General features: G+C 37.6%; 22 protein-coding genes. 13 read left to right on the plus strand and 9 right to left on the minus strand.

Annotated features, from left to right (window positions below; genetic code table 11):
* Positions 1-7: 7 nt before the first annotated feature.
* The gene (locus LDL79_RS03010; protein ID WP_225599110.1) at positions 8-694 is read right to left on the minus strand and encodes a TetR/AcrR family transcriptional regulator; all 687 of its coding nucleotides are present in this window, start codon (positions 692-694) and stop codon (positions 8-10) included.
* A gap of 232 nt (positions 695-926) precedes the next feature.
* On the opposite strand from LDL79_RS03010, the gene htpG reads away from it, so the two are divergent.
* The 8 genes from htpG (at position 927) to LDL79_RS03050 (ending at position 8090) form a co-directional block, all read left to right on the plus strand.
* A complete protein-coding gene (gene htpG / locus LDL79_RS03015) occupies positions 927-2813 on the plus strand; it encodes a molecular chaperone HtpG (RefSeq protein ID WP_225599111.1) in 1887 nt (628 codons plus the stop codon).
* 167 nt (positions 2814-2980) lie between these two features.
* On the plus strand, positions 2981-4381 hold the full coding sequence (locus tag LDL79_RS03020) for a nicotinate phosphoribosyltransferase (protein WP_225599112.1): 1401 nt from the start codon (positions 2981-2983) through the stop codon (positions 4379-4381).
* Positions 4382-4384: 3 nt separating this feature from the next.
* Positions 4385-4909: a hypothetical protein gene (locus tag LDL79_RS03025; protein WP_225599113.1), complete on the plus strand. Its 525-nt coding sequence runs from the start codon at positions 4385-4387 to the stop codon at positions 4907-4909.
* Between the two features lie 9 nt (positions 4910-4918).
* Positions 4919-5527 (plus strand): bifunctional nicotinamidase/pyrazinamidase, encoded by a 609-nt coding sequence (gene pncA / locus LDL79_RS03030; RefSeq protein ID WP_225599114.1) that lies wholly within the window; start codon positions 4919-4921, stop codon positions 5525-5527.
* A complete protein-coding gene (locus LDL79_RS03035) occupies positions 5528-6205 on the plus strand; it encodes a DUF429 domain-containing protein (protein ID WP_225599115.1) in 678 nt (225 codons plus the stop codon). It abuts the gene before it with no gap.
* A 236-nt stretch (positions 6206-6441) separates the two neighbouring features.
* Complete coding sequence (locus LDL79_RS03040; RefSeq protein ID WP_225599116.1) at positions 6442-6849, plus strand: hypothetical protein; 408 nt, start codon at positions 6442-6444, stop codon at positions 6847-6849.
* Between the two features lie 66 nt (positions 6850-6915).
* Positions 6916-7707, plus strand: a complete 792-nt coding sequence (locus LDL79_RS03045) for a hypothetical protein (protein ID WP_225599117.1) — start codon at positions 6916-6918, stop codon at positions 7705-7707.
* 23 nt (positions 7708-7730) lie between these two features.
* Positions 7731-8090 (plus strand): DoxX family protein, encoded by a 360-nt coding sequence (locus tag LDL79_RS03050; protein WP_225599118.1) that lies wholly within the window; start codon positions 7731-7733, stop codon positions 8088-8090.
* 58 nt (positions 8091-8148) lie between these two features.
* Here LDL79_RS03050 and LDL79_RS03055 read toward each other — a convergent pair whose 3' ends face one another.
* A complete protein-coding gene (locus LDL79_RS03055) occupies positions 8149-8733 on the minus strand; it encodes a T9SS type A sorting domain-containing protein (RefSeq protein WP_072980359.1) in 585 nt (194 codons plus the stop codon).
* A 218-nt stretch (positions 8734-8951) separates the two neighbouring features.
* Here LDL79_RS03055 and LDL79_RS03060 point away from each other — a divergent pair, with 218 nt between their 5' ends.
* The gene (locus LDL79_RS03060; protein ID WP_072980361.1) at positions 8952-9830 is read left to right on the plus strand and encodes an AraC family transcriptional regulator; all 879 of its coding nucleotides are present in this window, start codon (positions 8952-8954) and stop codon (positions 9828-9830) included.
* Positions 9831-10113: 283 nt separating this feature from the next.
* Positions 10114-10977 (plus strand): helix-turn-helix domain-containing protein, encoded by an 864-nt coding sequence (locus tag LDL79_RS03065; protein ID WP_225599119.1) that lies wholly within the window; start codon positions 10114-10116, stop codon positions 10975-10977.
* A gap of 30 nt (positions 10978-11007) precedes the next feature.
* Here LDL79_RS03065 and LDL79_RS03070 read toward each other — a convergent pair whose 3' ends face one another.
* Positions 11008-11796: a S1/P1 nuclease gene (locus tag LDL79_RS03070; protein WP_225599120.1), complete on the minus strand. Its 789-nt coding sequence runs from the start codon at positions 11794-11796 to the stop codon at positions 11008-11010.
* A gap of 235 nt (positions 11797-12031) precedes the next feature.
* Between LDL79_RS03070 and LDL79_RS03075 the strand changes: the two genes are divergently transcribed.
* The 3 genes from LDL79_RS03075 to LDL79_RS03085 all read left to right on the plus strand — a co-directional run bounded on the left by LDL79_RS03075 (position 12032) and on the right by LDL79_RS03085 (position 14348).
* Positions 12032-12523 (plus strand): hypothetical protein, encoded by a 492-nt coding sequence (locus tag LDL79_RS03075; RefSeq protein WP_167597818.1) that lies wholly within the window; start codon positions 12032-12034, stop codon positions 12521-12523.
* A gap of 3 nt (positions 12524-12526) precedes the next feature.
* Positions 12527-13444: an alpha/beta hydrolase gene (locus LDL79_RS03080; protein WP_225599121.1), complete on the plus strand. Its 918-nt coding sequence runs from the start codon at positions 12527-12529 to the stop codon at positions 13442-13444.
* 148 nt (positions 13445-13592) lie between these two features.
* Positions 13593-14348 carry a DUF4369 domain-containing protein gene (locus tag LDL79_RS03085; protein ID WP_225599122.1) on the plus strand — a complete coding sequence of 252 codons (756 nt, stop codon included), beginning with the start codon at positions 13593-13595 and terminating at the stop codon, positions 14346-14348.
* 105 nt (positions 14349-14453) lie between these two features.
* On the opposite strand, the gene LDL79_RS03090 is transcribed toward LDL79_RS03085, so the two are convergent.
* The 6 genes from LDL79_RS03090 to LDL79_RS03115 all read right to left on the minus strand — a co-directional run bounded on the left by LDL79_RS03090 (position 14454) and on the right by LDL79_RS03115 (position 19697).
* Positions 14454-14720, minus strand: a complete 267-nt coding sequence (locus LDL79_RS03090) for a hypothetical protein (RefSeq protein WP_072980373.1) — start codon at positions 14718-14720, stop codon at positions 14454-14456.
* Positions 14721-14761: 41 nt separating this feature from the next.
* On the minus strand, positions 14762-15706 hold the full coding sequence (locus LDL79_RS03095) for a type I phosphomannose isomerase catalytic subunit (RefSeq protein ID WP_225599123.1): 945 nt from the start codon (positions 15704-15706) through the stop codon (positions 14762-14764).
* Between the two features lie 72 nt (positions 15707-15778).
* On the minus strand, positions 15779-16192 hold the full coding sequence (locus tag LDL79_RS03100; protein ID WP_225599124.1) for a 6-pyruvoyl trahydropterin synthase family protein: 414 nt from the start codon (positions 16190-16192) through the stop codon (positions 15779-15781).
* On the minus strand, positions 16192-16710 hold the full coding sequence (gene idi, locus LDL79_RS03105) for an isopentenyl-diphosphate Delta-isomerase (protein ID WP_225599125.1): 519 nt from the start codon (positions 16708-16710) through the stop codon (positions 16192-16194). Before idi ends, LDL79_RS03100 begins: the two co-directional genes overlap by 1 nt.
* A 109-nt stretch (positions 16711-16819) precedes the next feature.
* Positions 16820-18736 carry an OmpA family protein gene (locus LDL79_RS03110; protein ID WP_225599126.1) on the minus strand — a complete coding sequence of 639 codons (1917 nt, stop codon included), beginning with the start codon at positions 18734-18736 and terminating at the stop codon, positions 16820-16822.
* A 16-nt stretch (positions 18737-18752) separates the two neighbouring features.
* Positions 18753-19697: a PorP/SprF family type IX secretion system membrane protein gene (locus LDL79_RS03115; protein ID WP_225599127.1), complete on the minus strand. Its 945-nt coding sequence runs from the start codon at positions 19695-19697 to the stop codon at positions 18753-18755.
* Positions 19698-19727: the final 30 nt, after the last annotated feature.

Raw genomic sequence — 19727 nt, forward strand, 5'->3', positions numbered from 1 at the left:
CCGTTTCTTATTTAGTTCTAGAAAAGTTTTCTTTAAACAGAAATTTCCCGAAATCAAGAACGCTTTCTAAGGGCGTTGTATTAAATACGTCAAAAATGGCGTTTACGGATTTCTCAATAGCCACATCTGTTTTTTCAAAACGTGCCGAGTTATCATCCATCCAATATTTCAGTAGAAATAAGGTCTGCAACCAAGCACCTTCGCTAAAAATAGAAACCGGATTCTTGGTAAATCTTGACGACTTATTTTCATTATCCTGCTCGATCAAATCACTTGCAAACTCACGCACTTTTAGGCGCAAATCTCTGAGTTGTGCTAAACTTTTTAAACTGTTTTTCTGTTCTTGCAATGCAAAAAGCACATAGCTGCGATTTGCGGTCAACACTTCAAAAAACGTATAGAAAAAAGAAAGCATTTTCTCTTTATTAGGATACGTAGCATAATCAGGATTTTTATGAAGAACTTGAATAGTGTTATCATAAAACGCTACCCAGACCGCTTCACGAATACCTTGAAACGAGCCGTAGAAATTATAGAACGCTCCCTCTTCTATATTATGATCTTTACAGAATTTAAATACCGAAGCCGGCTTGTGCCCGTGCTCTAACACGTACTCCATATACATCGTCATTACCGCAGTCGCAGTAAGCTTGGGAGCCTTTTTTGTTGTGGTTGCTTTTTTTGTAGTCGCCATAATCTTAATGTTTAAGCTGTTGTAAATTTAAATAATGTTTAAGCTTACTTCAAAGACGTTAAACAAAAGCTTTAGTTAAAGTTCTTTCAGTTTAAATGAAAGTTGTGTCAGTTTGTCACTTCATTTGCTTTGGTATTTTTTTTGAAATCTGCACCATACAAAATGGTTCACACCTATCAATCTTATAATTAATTAAAACCGAAACACTCGGTTTAAAAATTTTAAATACACTATGTCTACAGGTAAAATCAATGTTGCTGTTGAGAACATTTTTCCGTTGATCAAAAAGTTCTTGTACAGTGATCACGAAATTTTCTTGCGTGAATTAATTTCAAACGCAACTGATGCTACACTAAAACTTAAGCACTTGACCAACATTGGCGAAGCCAGCGTTGAATATGGCAATCCGGTAATTGATGTAAAAATCGATAAGGATGCCAAAACTTTGAGCATTACCGATCAAGGTATTGGTATGACCGAAGAAGAAGTTCAGAAGTATATTAATGAAGTTGCTTTTTCTGGCGCTGAAGAATTTTTAGATAAATATAAAGACACCGCAAAGGATAGTGGCATTATCGGACATTTTGGTCTTGGTTTCTACTCTGCTTTTATGGTAGCGCGCAAGGTGGAGATCATCACAAAATCATATAAAGATGCGCCTGCAGTAAAATGGGAGTGCGACGGTTCGCCGGAATTCACGATCTCTCCTGCTGAAAAAGACGTTCGTGGTACAGAAATCATTCTTCATATTGCTGAAGATTCTGAAGAGTTTCTTGAAGAGAACCGCATCAGCGAACTCTTAACAAAATACAATAAGTTTATGCCGGTGCCGATTAAGTTTGGTACTAAAGAAGAAACGCTTCCACTTCCTGAGGATGCTCCAGAAGATGCCGAAGCAGAAACTAAAACGGTTGATAACATCATCAACAACCCTGATCCGGCGTGGACAAAACAGCCTACTGATCTTGAGGAAAAAGATTATAAAGATTTTTACCGCGAGCTCTACCCAATGCAATTTGAAGAGCCGCTTTTCCATATTCATTTAAATGTAGATTACCCGTTCAATTTAACCGGTATTCTTTACTTCCCACGTTTGGGACAGGATATGAATATTCAGAAAGATAGAATTCAGCTGTACCAAAATCAGGTTTTTGTAACTGATAATGTTGAAGGAATCGTTCCTGAATTCTTAACAATGCTTCGTGGGGTAATAGACTCTCCAGATATTCCGCTAAACGTATCACGTTCCTATCTGCAAGCCGATGGCGCTGTAAAGAAAATCTCAAGCTACATCACCCGTAAGGTAGCAGATAAACTGAAGTCGCTTTTCAACGAAGACCGTGAGGATTTTGAAAAGAAATGGAACGACATTAAAGTAGTAATTGAATACGGAATGTTGAGCGAAGATAAATTCTTCGACAAAGCAGACGCTTTTGCGCTTTACCCTACCGTTGACAATACTTACTACACTTTTGCTGAACTTCAAGAGAAAATCAAAGAAAATCAGACTGATAAAGACGGGAAGCTAGTTGTGCTTTACGCTTCTAATCAAGACTCACAGCATCAATACATTCAAGCTGCAAAAGATAAAGGCTACGAGGTTTTATTACTAGACTCGCCAATTGTTTCTCACTTGCTTCAAAAGCTTGAAACTTCTAAAGAGAACATCAGCTTTGTACGTGTAGACGGTGACGACATCAATAACCTGATCAAAAAAGATGAGGAACAAATTTCTAAGCTTTCTGATGATGAAAAAGAAAGTCTAAAGACCTTGCTTGAAGAAACGATCAATGATAAGTCGTATACTGTAAAACTTGAGGCGATGGATAGCAACTCAGCACCATTTATGATCACACAGCCTGAGTTTATGCGTCGTATGAAAGAAATGCAAGCAACCGGCGGTGGCGGTATGTTTGGAATGGGCAATATGCCAGATATGTATAACTTGGTAGTGAACACGAATAGTGAACTGGTAGGTGAGATTTTAAACACCAAAACCAAGAAAAAACAAGAACGCCTCATCACACAATCTATGGATTTGGCACGTTTATCTCAGGGCTTGCTTAAAGGCGAAGCTTTAACTAACTTTGTTAAACGCTCCTATGAGATGATCAAATAGGCAGTTAGATCTTAGATTTGAGACACCTGGATCTAAAACCCTGACTTCATAAGGAAAACCGCTCTAACTGAGCGGTTTTTTTATGCCTGAATTCTAACGATTCTTTAACCCATTTCATCCTGCGATTACACCTTAAAATGCTAACTTCACTTCATCAAATAGTTAGAATGTTTCAGTTTACCGCTACATATACTGATCTGTACCAGTTAAGTATGGCTCAAGTATATTTTAATAAAAATCAAAACCAGCAAGCCGTTTTTGATTACTTTTTTAGAAAACTGCCCTTCAATGGTGGTTATGCTATTTTCGCCGGATTAGAAGAACTTATCTCGATCATCGAAGACTTGCGCTTTTCAGAAAAGGATATTGAATACCTCAAGCAACACGATTTTGAACCTGAGTTTCTAGCGTATTTAAAGGACTTTCGCTTCCGCGGAACTATTAACGCAATGCCTGAAGGCGAAATCATTTTCCCTACTGCACCTGTCTTGCAGGTAGAAGCAAACCTCATCGAAGCGCAAATCATTGAAACTATACTGCTAAACACCTTAAATTTTCAAACACTTATCGCCACCAAAGCGAGCCGTATACGCAATGTCGTCGGTGATAAAACCTTACTCGATTTTGGATTGCGCAGAGCTCAAGGGCCGGGAGGCTACTATGCCTCTCGCGCAGCAATGATAGGTGGTTTTGACGGAAGCAGCAATGTGATTACGGGTAGAGATTATGGTTTTCCCATCAGCGGAACGATGGCGCACGCCTTTGTACAAAGTTATGATGACGAACTTACCGCTTTTGGGGATTTTGCAGAACACAGACCTAAAAATTGTGTGCTTTTGGTAGATACTTATGACACACTAAAAAGCGGAATGCCCAATGCGATTACTGTTGCTAAAGAAATGGAACAACGCGGTCAAAAGCTGCTTGCGATTCGCTTAGACAGTGGAGACCTCGCTTACCTTGCTAAACGCTGCCGGAAGATGCTGGACGATGCCGACTTAGCTTACGTAAAGATTGCTGCTTCTAATCAGTTAGATGAATATGTCATTCAAAGTTTGCAAAATCAAAATGCTCCTATTGATGTTTATGGCGTGGGAACCAATCTCGTAATTGGTAAACCCAACGGTGCTTTAGATGGCGTTTATAAACTTTCTTTCGCTAATGGTAAACCACGCATTAAAATTTCAGAAAGTATCTCAAAGGTGACGCTTCCGCATAAAAAACAAGTGTATAGAATCTCAACAGAAGATCACACTTTAATCGGTGCAGATGCCATCGCTTTAGCAAATGAGAACAGTGTTTCTCGTATGTATCACCCTGTTGAACCTTTTAAAAATCTCAGTATTGAAGGTTTAACGCAAACACCTATGCTGCAACCTGTAATGCAAGAAGGCAAACGCTTGTATCCTGAAAAATCAGTTCAAGAAGTGGCTGCTTTCAGCAAAAAACAACTTGCTGCTCTACCCGAAGAATTTAAACGATTTGACAATCCACATATTTATAAAGTAGGTATTAGCAATCAGCTCAAAGAAGAGCGTGATCGCTTGATCGCCGCACATAAAAACTAAACTATGAAACTATTTACAATCTGCCTTTTTTTAGTAACACTAACGCTTCCTGCAAATGCTCAAGAGACGAATACAAAAGCTCTTTTAACCCAGGATGAAAATGAAACGTGGCTTCAAGAATATCAGCAACTTGAAGATTCTCAAGAAAAGCTAAAAATGATCAAAGCCAAAATTCTTTACGATGCGCAATTTGTAGGTCCCCGTCCCGGCATTTCCTTAACCGGTTTAAATGAAGAACAACGCGAAGCTTTAAAGGAACGCGAAAGCAAGAAGCCAAAAGTTACCGCTGATTGTAAAATCCTTTTTGTGTTACAGGCAACGCAATCTCATATTTTGGATTTAGAAAAGAGTCCGCAATACAAATCATTAGTGGAACACTTAGAAACGTTTTCGATTTCTGACACCATCTTAACGGGCACTAGTGCATCTGCGGTCTACGGATCTCGAGCACGTTGTGGGGTAGTTCTTTTGAAAACCGAAGATCCTAAGGTGCTCGACTATTTAGAAAATATAAACAACCAGAAATAACCAATACTTATGAAAGCCCTCGTCATCATTGATATGCAAAACGATTTTATGCCCGGTGGAGCGCTTGCCGTTCCCGGTGGAGACCAAATCATTCCTTTGGTAAACAAACTTCAGGAAAAATTTGATTTGGTCATTGCTACGCAAGACTGGCATCCTGAAAATCACAGTAGCTTTGCAGACAATCATCACGACAAAGAAAATTTTGACACGACCGTGATAGACGGTTTGGAGCAAACCTTATGGCCGGTACATTGTGTGCAAACTACTGATGGCGCAGACTTTCATCCACATATGAACGCAGCGCGTATTGAAGCTATTTTTAGAAAAGGAACAGATCCTGCAATAGACAGTTATAGCGGCTTTTACGATAATGCGCATAAAAAAGCTACGGGACTCACCGGATATCTTAAAGGAAAAGGCATCACTTCGCTTTACTTTTGTGGTTTAGCTGCAGAATATTGTGTGAGCTTTTCGGTGCTTGACGCACTTGAAGAAGGTTTTAAAGTAACCCTTTATGAAGATGCAACGCGCGCTTTAGATGCAGCTGTATTTGAAAAAATGAAAAGTCAAATCATCGAAAAAGGAGGCCGACTAAAGTTGGCCGGTGAGCTCGTATAAATGATAGCAGGTGGAATTGACGGTTGCAAAGCGGGTTGGCTTTTAATTTGGAAGGATCAGCAAGGCTATCAATATGCCCTCTTAGATCGAATTGACGATTTGGAGCATTTTGTAAAGAATGCTGCCAGGTTTTTTATTGATATTCCCATCGGGCTTTCTTCTGAAACGTTTCACCGAAGCATCGAGGTCAAACTACGTAAAGAGCTAAAAAGCAGAAGTGCCACAATATTTAATGCCCCTTGTAGAGCAGCCGTTTATGAAGTGGATAAGAAAAAGGCTAAAGAACTTAATAAACGTATCTTAGGAAAAAGTCTTTCAGAACAAACGCTAAATATAAAGGACAAGATCTTAGAAACAGATCGTTATATCAATACTTCAAAAAGCACTAGTATTCAATTGTTGGAAAGTCATCCTGAAATTTGTTTTAAATACCTCAACCAAGGCCAAATTCTAATGTCAAAAAAAAGTCAGAAGGAAGGAGTTGAGCAAAGGCTTGACCTACTTTCCCAGCTTGATCCTGAAGCAAAAATTCTGTATAAACGTATACTCGCAGAAACCAAAAGAAATCAAGTAAAACGCGATGACATTCTTGACGCTCTGTGCCTCTGTCTTGCGAACCAAATAGGCTTAAAAACTCAAACCCATTTTATCACCGATGAAAATCAAGTTGATGCTTAGGGAATTCCTGTAAAACTGGCGTACACCAAACTTTAGACCTAGGTTATGACGGGATTTTTCCCCAATTTTTAAGTTAATTATCAACAAAACCGTTCTACTCTTTATCAAGTGCAAGGTTTCTCGTACTTTTAGATCATATTATTTCACAGACTTATTATTTTATTATTCTTCTCTTACCAAAGTCGAGAATCCTCCCCCTAAATAGAAATGATGAGTATTTAAATATTTAGGATTGTATGAAATTATTATACAAAAAGAGGAGGCTATATCTCAATCTGGCCATAGGTATTGTCTGGATCATTTTATTTATTCTGAAATTACTTTATACAGAACCGCATAATATCTGGTTACTGGATTATTATATGCCTTTGCTCAGCGTGCTTTATTTAGGGCAGTTTCTATACCAATACCATTATCAATACCTTATCGTAACCGATACTGAGATCATTAGAAATCATCTTTTCTTCGGAAAAAAAATCCCGTTGAATGCTGTAGAAAGATTCTATACTAACAACTTAGGGGATTATGTGATTGAAGGTGCTGGTAAAAAAATCAAGATCAACCCAATCATTGTCAATCAGAAATCGCTGCAAGAATTTAAGGGGTTTACGCGCACCTTATCGATAGCAACTGAAATCCATTAGAAATTCAAATTATTTTCTGTAAGTTCTGTTTCAAATTTCTACTATTCATGAAACGAAATTTGAATTATGAATAAATCTATCTTTTTACTGCTTACACTCGCGATTCTATCGTGTAAACAAAACTACTCAGAAGAATCTAAAGATGTCCCTGAGCAAGAACAACAGGTAACTACTACATCCAATCCTTTTGTTGACAACATCGCCAGCGCTCATAATAAAGCGGCGTTTGCTGCACAAGAGGCCGTAGCTTTTGATCTGCAATTGATGTTTGGCGGAAATGAACGCATAAACGCCACGATTAGCATGCTTACAAACAGTAGTAAGATACGAATAGATAAAACAGACGGTACCCAATTGATTTATGACGGATCTCAAGTTTACAGTGCTCCTCAAGGAGCAATACCTGATGGCGCTCGTTTTGATATTTTTACCTGGCCTTACTTTTTTGCATTTCCTTTTAAACTTCAGGATCCGGGCGTAAACATTCAGGAATTAGCCAATGATGCTGAAGGCCAGTTTAAGTTGACTTTTGAAGGTGGCACCGGTGATACTCCTGATGACTGGTATATTGGCTACCTAGATGAAGAAAATCGCGTAGAAGCAACCGCTTATATTGTAACCTTTGGTGATAAAACTATTGAGAATGCTGAAGCAGCACCGCACGCGATCGCTTATTCTGATTATAAAGAAATAGAGCAAGTACCGCTAGCTACTACTTGGAAATTTTATAACTGGTCTGAAGAAAAAGGAAATTTTGGCGATCCTATTGGCGAAGCCCATTTGAGTAACATCCGATTTTTTGAAGTTGAAGATGGTTTTTTTGAAAAGCCAGAATCTTCAGATGTTGTAAATTACTAAATTAAACTTGTAAACTATATATTATGCATTATCCTTGGCATCTCTATTTAATGGCAGTTATGTACATAGTCGCCGGTATAATGCATTTTATAAAACCCAGAGCGTATATGCGCATTATGCCGCGCTACCTTCCTGCACATAAAAAATTGGTCTTTTTAAGCGGATTTGCCGAGATCCTATTAGGTATAGGCATTTGCTTACCCCTATTCAAGAATTGTGCAATCTACGGTATCGTAGCTATGCTCATTAGTTTTTTTCTTGTACACTTTTATATGCTTTCTTCTAAAAAAGCAGGGATGAATTTACCTAAATGGCTACTTTGGGCACGTGTAGGCTTGCAATTTCTTCTAATTTACTGGGCGCTCTTCTACTTAAAATATTAAACAAAAAAAGCCTTGTTGCAGTTGCAACAAGGCTTTTCTAATTACTAGGGTTATAAACTTATTTGATAGCGATTTGCTTTGAGAAATAATCTTTCCCAATTGAGACACCAATTCTGTAGTTTCCAGCAGGCAACTCTTCAAAGTTAAGAGCTTGCTTAACTACTAGGTTTGTATCAGACATAGACTCAATGATTGCACCAGTCTCGTCATAAACACGTGTAGTTGTTTTTACTTCTTTAGGGTTTGTAAATGATATCATTACAATGTCATTCTCAACGCGGTAATTAGGCTTAAAGATGGTTTTACTTTCATCTTTAACAATGTCTAATCCTTTAAACTCTTTTTTGATCGTAGTGTATGATTTAGCATAATCATCCTCATAGATCAAGTAGTATTTACCTACCGGTAATTCTTCTAAGCTTAAAGTTTTAGAATCATTAGCTACGCTTCCTGCATACTCACTGTAAAGACGCTCTCCGTCAACATCCTCAAGATAAATCTGAGCTCCCTCAATTGCATTAGTGTACTCTACTTTTACCATAAAGTTTTCATTCACTGTAACTGCAATTCCGTCTGCTGCATTGGCGTTTAGAGTAAGGGCTAAAGTCAATGCGAATACCAAAGTTTTAATAGTTGTTTTCATAGGTTTGGTTTTTTGTGAGTGATTTAATTTATTCACATTACAAATGTATGGCGCAAAACCAGCCTGAAATAGAACCCATTGTGCAATTTTATGTGCTATATTAACCTTAAACCAATATTAAAATTTAAATTTGTGAAAAACCTATATATTTAGGTTAATATAGCATAAGTCACAGGTTAAAGCCTTGGCTACCTTTATACTAAATTAACAGGAATACTATGATAAAATCCCCAAAACCAGCCTTTGAGAAAATAGAACCAGGTTTTGGAAGCTCTTTTTCCTACCGTACTTACGATGAAAATCACGAAAACAACAGTCATAATTTCTGGCACTATCATCCTGAACTTGAGCTTGTTTACGTAAAAGGAGGTACCGGCAAGCGCCAAGTGGGCAGTCACATCTCTTATTATAGAAATGGCGAACTCATACTTATTGGTTCTAATTTACCCCACTGTGGCTTTACAGACTCCTTGAATAACTACGAGCGCGAAACAGTGATTCAGATGCGTCCAGACTTCTTAGGTGAGTCTTTTTTTAATATTCCTGAAATGCGCAGCATCAAAGCCCTGTTTGAGCGTGCTAAAATGGGCATTGTTTTTCACGGCGAACTCAAACGAATCATAGGTTCTAAGATCGAAACTTTAAAGTCGCTTTCTAATTATGAACGTCTTTTAGGCCTTCTAGATATCTTAAAACAATTAGAATCTGCAGAAAAGTATACGGTTCTCAATGCTCAGGGTTTTATCCTAGAGACCGAACTTCAAGACAATAACCGCATCAATATTATCTTCAATTTTGTCAAAGAAGAGTTTAAACGTCAGATCACACTCGAAGAAATTTCAGAATTGGTAAGTATGACCGTTCCGGCGTTTTGTCGCTACTTTAAAAAAATTACAGGAAAGACCTTTACCCAATTTGTAAATGAATATCGACTGGTGCACGCGGCCAAACTACTTCACGAAAAACCCATAAGTATCACTGATGTTTGTTTTGAAAGTGGCTTTAACAACTTCAGCCATTTTAACAAACAATTCAAAAAATTTACGGGAAAAACACCTTCAACCTATAGAAACGAGTTGAAATTCATTGTTTCTTAGGGATTTATAAATTTTTAACATTGCCAACTAAATCGAGTAACTACACTAACTCACAGTAATTTAGAGCAGAGTCATTGATTTTTAACTATTTATTTAAAAATTATTGACACTTAAATACCTAACTTCAACATACTGAATTACAGTTATTTTAAAGATTTAGACTCAGAATAAATTAGAGAACTAGTATAAGCTCTAGTAAATTTCTATAAAATTTCTTGTAACTTTTACATCAGTCTTTAGACAAATTTTCACCCCCTTATTTAATTTAAATCCTACAAGTGCCATGATACAACTTAATTGGCAGGACATATTTATCATTGATCGATTTTCTACGTCGAGATGGGATGCTGTAAATAAAGGTGACATTTATTTTCAGATCTTGTTTATTGAAGAAGGTAGCGGTCGTATTACAATTGATCACAAAGTGACCTCTTACAAGAGTCGTGATATATTTGTCTTTGCAAAGAATGAAGTCCCAGACATCAAAACTCACGAAACAACGTTTATTATTTTCAAATTCACTGATTTGCTTTTCTCCAGCAAAGTGAGTTTACCAGACAAACAAAACTGGTTACGCCGTAGTGAATTTATTCTTAATCATCCTAAACGTAAATTTCAAGAAGCGCTTAAAAATATTGAAGATCGTGACCTTATATGGCGTATTCTGTTTTTTATCAGAAAAGAAAACACGGCCAAGGAGCAATATTATTTGCAGATTATTGCCAATATGGTAAGTACGATACTCAGTATAATCGCTCGAAATGTTACTGAGAAAAATCCGGAGCATATTACCCCAAAATCTACAAAGAAAAATGAGCGCATTGATGAGATCTATGCGTACATCAGGTATAATATTTATGATACCAATTTGCTCAAGATTTCTGCAATTGCTAAACACTTTCATATAACGAGCAGTACGCTCAGCAATTATTTCAAGAAAGAAACAGGAAACTCCTTGCACAATTATATCTTACTGTACAAGTTAGAAATTGCCAAAGACCGTCTTTTAAATTCTGATTTTACGGTTTCGCAAATAGCGATCCAATTAGGATTTACAGATGAAAGTCATCTCACCCGTATCTTTAAGAAATATTGCGACGCAACGCCGAAACAATATAAAGATAGCCACGTACTGGCTGATGAGTAAGTGGCTAGAGTTTCTTAAGGTCTTAACTTGCTATTTAAAAATCTCATTCAGGACAGCTGCCAGGCGCACGCCGCCTTTTTGAAGCTGCTCTTGAATGATATGGTAGTTATCTGCTTGATAGCGATAGCTAAGCTTCTCTCCTATTTCTGCAGATGCATAAACCATTTCCGCGAGATCCTGGCCTTCACTAACCCAGTCTAATACATTACCTGAAGTAAGTGCTTTATATTCGGTTTTTGAAACCTCATCAAAATTAGCCGCTAATTCGCTATAAGACATCCCATAGCTTTCGATCATTTTGGTGTCCCAAAGCGAGTGTAAATTCGTACCGTCATTAAACCAGCGTACTTGAAAATCATTTCCGCCTTTATCTTCGGCGTGACCTAAATGTAGAGGTTGGTGCAAATCTCCAATAAAATGAACGAGCATTTTTAAGTAAAAGGCTTTTTCTTCCTCTGAAGACTCATCAGAAAGTAAAATCTCCTTACAAGTTCTTATTCCTTGTACAAGATCGCCATATTCATTTTTATCAGCTTCAGCATAAGTTAAGCCAGGTGCTATATTTACGTAATGCCAGCTGCTGTACTTTCTATATTCATCATAGCTTTTGATTTCATCTCCGTAAGTTGAAACAGTAACTAAGGTTTCTGCACCCAGAAGTTTTTCAATCGCCTTTCTAGTTTTTGGTTTTAAGTATTTAGTCGCTATTGCAGCTACTGCACGGTGGCCTTTACTTCCCCAATCTTCGTCGCTACCCATTGCTTTTACGTTAAAAGCTAAACTCAATATAATACCGAATGCTAAAAGTCTTCTTTTCATTGTTGCTAATTTTCGGCAAAAATAAGCTATCACGCTTCTTTACCCGCACGCAACTAAGGTTAATTTGAAATATGAAATTAAATAGAAAAAGCACCGTTATAGACCTACATTAATCAGGGACTTCCTTCTGCGGTCAAACTTTTAGCCTTATCTTATCTTAAAATTTGCGTAAGACTTTCATCAACTAAATATCTTTGTTTTAGTTTGTGGCATTATTTTTAATAGATTATTCTGTATGAAAACATTTAAAGAAATACAGCGATTTGATCAATGGTGGTTACGCTTACTCCTTGTAGTAATTCTAGCAATTGCCGTAAGTCCGCTTGTTTTAGATTGGGATAATTTAAAATTTTCTAAGTTCGAGATCGCTTCTGTGATTCTCAGCATTTTAGTGATTTTAGGCCTCTTTCTTGGCTTTTGGTATATCTTCAAATTAGAAACCACAATAGACGAAAAAGGAATTACGTATCGCTTTGTTCCTTTTCATATCAAGTCAAGGTTTAAAGCTTGGAGCGAAATCAAGAGCGCCAAAATTCGTAAATACAATCCTATCAGAGAATACGGCGGCTGGGGTTACCGTATTTCATTCACTAAGCGAAAAGCCCTAACTACCAAAGGCAGAAAGGGACTTCAATTGGTTTTTAACGATGGTAATGAGTTACTACTAGGCACACAATATCCCGAGAAAATTGATGCCTTATTAACACATTATTCAAAACTTAAATAAGGTATGCGGCTTGTTTTTATTATAGGTATGTTGTTAGCGGTTAGCCCTGCTCATAGTCAAGACCCTACATCTTCTGAAATTCGAATTAATGAGTTTATCTCCGGGACACTGCTTCAACCTGTAAAGCAAACCGATACGTTGGCCATTATAATTGCCGGTTCAGGACCTACAGATCGCAATGGCAATCAGCAAATGATGCAAAACAATAGCCTCAAGCAACTAGCTCAGCAGCTTACCAAAAACGGTTTTGCTACGTTTAGATATGACAAACGCCTTTTTGCTTTAATGCGTCAAAATGCACTGATAGAAGAACAACTCAGCTTTGATGATTTTGTTAGCGATGCTGCTTCTACGGTAAATTATTTTGAGCAAGATTTTAAAACAATTGTATTGATCGGGCATTCTCAGGGAGCCTTAATTGCAAAGCTCGCAGCACAACAGACTAAGGTCAGTAAGTTAGTTTCTATTGCCGGTGCCGGTCAGGCGATAGATCTTGTTATTCTTGATCAGATCACAAAGCAAGCTCCCGGTTTGGCAGAAAATGCGCAACAAGCATTAACCGATTTAAAAGAGACCGGAACTTCTAAAAACTACAATCCTGCTTTAGCGTCCATTTTTAGACCTTCAGTGCAACCCTTTATGAAAAGTTGGATCAAATATGATCCTGCCGAAGAGATCAGCGCGCTAGATATTCCTATACTTATAGTTACAGGAACTAAAGATCTTCAAGTTCCACTTAAGGAAGGTGAACTTTTAAAAGAGGCGCAACCCAAGTCCGAATATGCGATAATTGAAAGCATGAATCACGTACTCAAAACTATTGAAGGTGATGATATCGAAAATTCAAAATCTTACAACGAAGCATCCCGACCGATCAATACCGAACTGATCAAAGAAATTACCAGATTTATCAGAGAGTAGCATTAGTCTCAAAGTAAAAATATAGATGAAGCAATTGTACATTTTTCCGCTGTACAATAGGCTTGTTCATAATTTGACTTCAGTAAACGCCCCTGCACTAGTATTTAAAGAAGAATTTAGGCATATTTGCAACCTAAAATGACAAAAAATGCAAATTAGATCGGCTATTCTTGGCCTCGTATGTTTATTAGTCCTTGCAAGTTGTGGTAAGGATGGTGACTTCACACTTACCGGAAAAATTAATGGTTTAAAAAAAGGAAAGATTTATTTACAGCGTATTGAAGACACTTCGCTTGTATATATAGACAGCGTTATTGTAGATGGAAATCCTGAATTTGAATTCATTACTGATCTAAAAGAACCGCAAATTGTTTACCTCACCCTTGAAAAGGTAGACGCTTATGAATACGACGATCGCATCATGATTTTTGCAGAACCAGGTGAAATGACTTTAAACACTTCGCTAAAGAATTTTGAAAGTCAGGCAGCTATTACCGGTTCGCAAAACCAACAAAAACTGGATGAATATTCAAAAGTCATTCATCAATTTAATGATAAGAACCTTGATTTAATCAAGAGAAGTTTTGAGGTAAGAAAAGAGGGCATCGAAGACTCGATCATTTATTACGATACGCAACTTCAGAATTTAATGAAGCGAAAGTATTTATATACAGTTAATTTTGCCATTACCAATAAAGAATACGAGATCGCGCCATACCTCGCTGTTTCTGAAATATTTGACGCCAATATTAAATATTTAGATACTATCTATACTTCGCTAAAACCTAAAGTACGTAAATCTAAATATGGTAAAGCGCTTAAAGATTATATTGAGGAGCGTAAAGAAACTAATACCAATGAGGCGACTACAACTACGATTGACTCAACTGTAGTTGAAGAGTAAAGAGAGCTAAGTTTATTGTTTGATATGCTGACCAAATGTTCAGCGTATAAAAAAGCCCTTAACTTTTGAAGTTAAGGGCCTTTTTCATTTTAGGGCGAACCTTAATTACAATGCGTTCACTCGATCAATTAAAGCCTTACCGCGCTCTTCTAATTCTGCGTTAACCGCTTTTAGATGTTTACGTCTGTTTTCAACTTTATTGTTATTTACTTTTGCGATAAGTTCGTCAAAGGTCACAATAGCATCATCTACAATAGCTTCAGCTTCTTTCTGATCCTCTTTAGGATTGATAGCCTCCCAAATGTATACTGCGTCGATAATATCGCCTAAAACAAAGTTTATATCTTTCTTAAGATCTCTAATACTTGCCATAATAAAAATTTTTGCAAAAGTACATCTAATTTTTAAAGCGGTTACAAGTAAACTTCGAGAATCTCACAAGATTCTGCGTCTAAAGTAACCTCGTTACTAGCAGCAGGAATTAACAGCGTTTCACCGGCGTTTAAACTACCTTCAATCTCACCGTCAGAAAAGTTAAGCGATCCGCTTACTACAATAATAATTGTAAATGAATCTGTACGTGCTATAGAATATGGTTTAGTAAGTTTTACCCATTCCGTTTTGAAATAGGTGTGATGTTTAACGACTTGAGGAGTGTTTGTAGCGCTTCGGTCGTATTCTAATTTAAAATCCTGAGTGGTTTCAAAATCTAAAACTTCTCGCGATTCTTTGACGTGAAGATCTCTTAAGTTCCCTTCATCATCCTTTCGGTTATAATCATATACGCGGTAGGTCACGTCTGATGTCTGCTGTATTTCGGCTAACAATACACCACCACCTATGGCATGAATTCTACCGGCATTGATAAAGAACGAATCGCCTTCACTCACTATATGCTGATCCATTACTTCTTCAATACTAAGGTCATCTATGCGCTTATCATATTCCTCCTTAGTGATTTTCTGGTTAAAACCTACGGTAAGCTTGGCACCTTCATCAGCTTGCATGATGTACCACATTTCGGTTTTACCAACACCCGTAGGCGAAGTGTCATCTGTAGGATGCACTTGTATCGAAAGATCAGAAGCTGCATCAATAAATTTGATCAACAACGGAAAATGTGGGCCGAATTTATCATAAACCTTAGCTCCTAATAAAGCCGCTGGGTCTTCTAAGATCGCTTCGTTAAGTGTTTTGCCTTGTAAAGCGCCATTACTCACTGTACTCTGCCCTTCTTCAAGATCTGCTATTTCCCAGCTCTCCCCCATTTTTGCGGTGGCGCTGTTTCCTTTATTAAATAGTTTGTTTAGTTTTTGACCTCCCCAGATTTTTTCTTTTAGGACAGGTTGAAAAGTCATTGGATAAACCGTTTTACTCATAATTGTATTGAAATGAGCCCTAAGGCTTTTTGATTAGTTTGCTTCTTATAATTATTCTCCAGAATAGGTTACTGAATTGCGTGGGGTTTCATAAAGGGTTACTTCGATCTTGAAGGTCTCAGAGAGGTGCCTTTTTAATCTATCATAAATCACCACACAAATATTTTCTGCAGTAGGATTTAATGTTGAAAACTCAGGAACGTCAAGATTTAAATTTTTGTGATCAAACGGCTCTTCAACCTCTGCTTTGATCAAATCTTTGAGTACTTTTAAGTCAATCACAAAACCAGTTTCAGGATCAATGGGGCCGGTAACGGCTACGATAAGTTCATAGTTATGCCCGTGGTAATTAGGATAGCTACATTTCCCGAAAACTTCAAGATTCTTAGCATCGTCCCAATCGGCTCTGTAAAGCCGATGCGCAGCGTTAAAATGCGCTTTACGCTTCACTGTAACCTGTTTCATTAGCGTTCTATCTGGTTGTAAAATTTGTCAAATATGATCTTAAACCATTCGGTATACTGTTCAGGATGTACTTTCATATCTTTTTCAATATCTTCTAGAGACATCCATTTCCATTCTGAAACTTCATCAGGATTTATATTGGGCTCATCATTATAATCCCCTAAAAGAATATAATCATATTCATGTTCCGTCAAACCATTATCAAATGGCGCCTTGTAAATAAAAGATATGTTCTCAGTAAGCGAAGTGGTAAAGCCCATTTCTTCCATCAGACGTCTTTTCCCGGCCTCTATGTTAGTTTCTCCTTCTCGTTGATGACTGCAGCACGTATTTGTCCATAATCCCGGAGAATGATATTTATGTGCCGCTCTGCGTTGAATCATTAATTGATTCTGATCATTGAAAACAAATACCGAAAATGCACGATGCAGTAGCGCTTTCTCATGCGCTTCCATCTTAGGCATCAAACCTACTTGACGGTCGTTTTCATCAACCAAAATCACCAATTCTTCTTTCATAAACTTGTTTTAGTGGTAAATGTACAAATACAAACCCCCTGTAACAATAGAAAAAGCCTTCTAAATTTAGAAGGCTTCTCAGGGTTTGTTATGTTAGATGCATTGACAATTAATAGTCTTGAACAATAAACTCACTACGTCTATTGAGTTGATGTTGCTCTTCGGTACACTGTACGCCATTGCTACACTCGTTGAGCAATTGGGTTTCTCCATAACCGCGACCGGTTAGACGCTCTCTGGAAATCCCTCCCTCTTCTACGATATAGTCAATGGTAGATTTGTTGCGTCTTTCTGATAACGCAAGGTTATAAGCGTCGTTCCCACGGCTATCTGTGTGAGAACGCACATCTATGCGTAATTCAGGGTATTCCTTCAAAATTTCGATAACCTTTGCTAATTCTACAGCCGCATCCGGTCTGATGTACGATTTATCAAAGTCGAAGTAAATTGGATTGATCAATTTGCCAAGATCAAAATCAGGTGGTATCTGTGTTATCGAAGGCTCTAATTCTAGAACCACACTTACCTCACTGCTCGAAGAAGGAATTTTAACCAGTTTCTCATCCGTTAAATAACCTTCCATCTCCCCGCGTATAAAGTATTCTTTGTCACACTCTGGATCGTTGTAAGCAAAGGTCGCGTCTGGAGCCTCAGCAGTTCCTGAAACAACAAGATTATTCTCTGTATCTCTTACACCTACCATTGCTCCGTTAAGTGGCTCTTTAGTATTCTTATCAATAACATTCACAATGAGCGTGCTTTCGCAAGCAGACTGTATAAAGGTATATATATCATCATCAAGCGGATTGTTAGCTCGGTTGGTTGCAAAAAAGCCTCTACCGGTTTCGCTATTAATGATAAATGTAAAATCGTCTTTTACACTGTTTACAGGGGCACCAATATTTTCTAGGCTTTCATCTTCAAAATCATATACGTAAACATCTAGACCTCCCAAACCGGCACGTCCATCAGTTGAGAAATACAATTTACCCTCTTTGCTAATAAAAGGAAAAGTCTCACGTCCCGGAGTATTAATCTTATCTCCTAAGTTTTCAACCTCTCCAAATGTACCATCCTCGTTTAGAGCAATTTTCCACAAATCAGATTCACCGTAAGTTCCGGGTCTATCCGATGCAAAATAAAGGGTTTTACCATCTACTGAAAGCGCAGGGTGTGCTGTTGAAAAGCCATTATCATTAAATGGAAGTTCTTCTACGTTATTAAAACCATCTCCATTACGCTGAGCCTTATAAAGCTTCAATCTATTGGTATTGTTGCTATCAGCTTTATAGGTATCGTTAGTAAAATTATTTCTGGTAAAATAAAGCGTATTTCCATCAGTACTTAGTAAAGCAGTACTTTCGTGAAATTCAGTATTTACACTACCTGGTAATTTAGAAGCCGTGGCAACCTGATTGTTTTTATCAATATCACCTACGTATAGATCAAGGAAGGGTTGGTCATTCCACTTGTGAATACGTTTTGTGAATGTACCGGTATCACGGGTAGATGCAAATAAAAGCTGCTCTCCGTAAAAAGAAGGAGCAAAATCAGAAAATTTAGCTGCATTTACTTTTAGCTTTTCAATCTCAAAAGTTGCGCTACCATTTTCTATTTCTGAAATGCTTTGACTGCTGTATAAATCATCAGAACTACTCACCGCTTCTTGATACAGCGCAATCATCTCAGTAGATTTGTCATACTGCTCTTCTGCCCGTAAGGCCTGCGCATATCTAAAATATTGGTAAGGAGTCACTTCCTCCGGGTATTTCTCAACCAGTTTAGTATACCAAGTTACTGCCTCTTTATAGTCAGCGTTATAGTAAAAACTATCTCCCAGTTTTGAGAATAGGTCTGCAGATTCGTAACCTTCTTCCGCTACACGCAAGTAAATCTTTTGAGAATCTACAAAAGCGTATTGATCAAATTTTTTGTTTCCCTTAGCAATCTCACGTTCCTGAGCATAAACACTATCAAAACTAAAAGCAATAGCTAAGAGTAGAATGACTTGTAATAATTGTTTCATAGGGGCGTATTTTTAATTAAAAGAATCGTGGTGTTAACATACGGTTGTATTCTTTAAATAATTCAAAACGTAAAAATACTTCATAAGTTCCATTATTGTAAGTCGCATTTCCTAAATCTGTTGATTCTCTGTCATATGCGAAGCCAATAAGCAAACCATCATTCACCTGAAAAGCCGCCAAAGCACTCAATGCAGCACTCCAACGATAGGAAGCTCCTAAGGTCAATTTATCGTACAATAAAAAGTTTGCATTCACATCTACCGAAAGAGGTGCTCCTGCAACCATTTTAACCAATGTCGAAGGTTTAAATTTTAGATTTCGGTTGAGATCAAATACATAACCTGCTAAACCATAATAGTGAATTTCTTCTTCAGAAACAAAGGTTTGTGCTCCTTGTGAACCGCTTCGGTCAAAATGATCAGTACGCAATAACTGCGGAGCGGATAATCCACCGTAAAATTTAGCATCGTGATAAAAGATACCAACACCTACGTTTGGCGAAAGCTTATTATCAATACTCACTAAAAAAGGATCATTTTGGTTAAATGGATTGGTTCGGCTAAAATCGACATCTAATAAATTCAAAGAACCTTTCAATCCAAAACTGAATTTACCCTCACCTCCCGTATCTATGGTATAACTAAAATCAGTATTAAAATAGGTTTCTCGCGCAGGTCCCAAAACATCATTAACCAAACTAAAACCCAGTCCGACTTTTCCTAAACCTATAGGACTGTGAACTGATAGATTTTGAGTGCTGGGTGCACCATCAAGACCTACCCACTGACTGCGGTGTAGCAGCAAAATACTGGTTACCCCGCGGTTCCCCGCATACGCGGGGTTGATCACCAAAGGGTTGTACATATATTGCGTGTATTGCGGATCTTGCTGACTGTATCCGCTTAAAGAAATAAGCAGTACAAAAAGAAGAACCAACTTACCCAAATTTCTTTTTACCATATGAAGTCGTTTATTATAAATACTCATTGA

The sequence above is a fragment of the Leeuwenhoekiella palythoae genome, from assembly GCF_020310025.1.
GTDB lineage: Bacteria > Bacteroidota > Bacteroidia > Flavobacteriales > Flavobacteriaceae > Leeuwenhoekiella > Leeuwenhoekiella palythoae.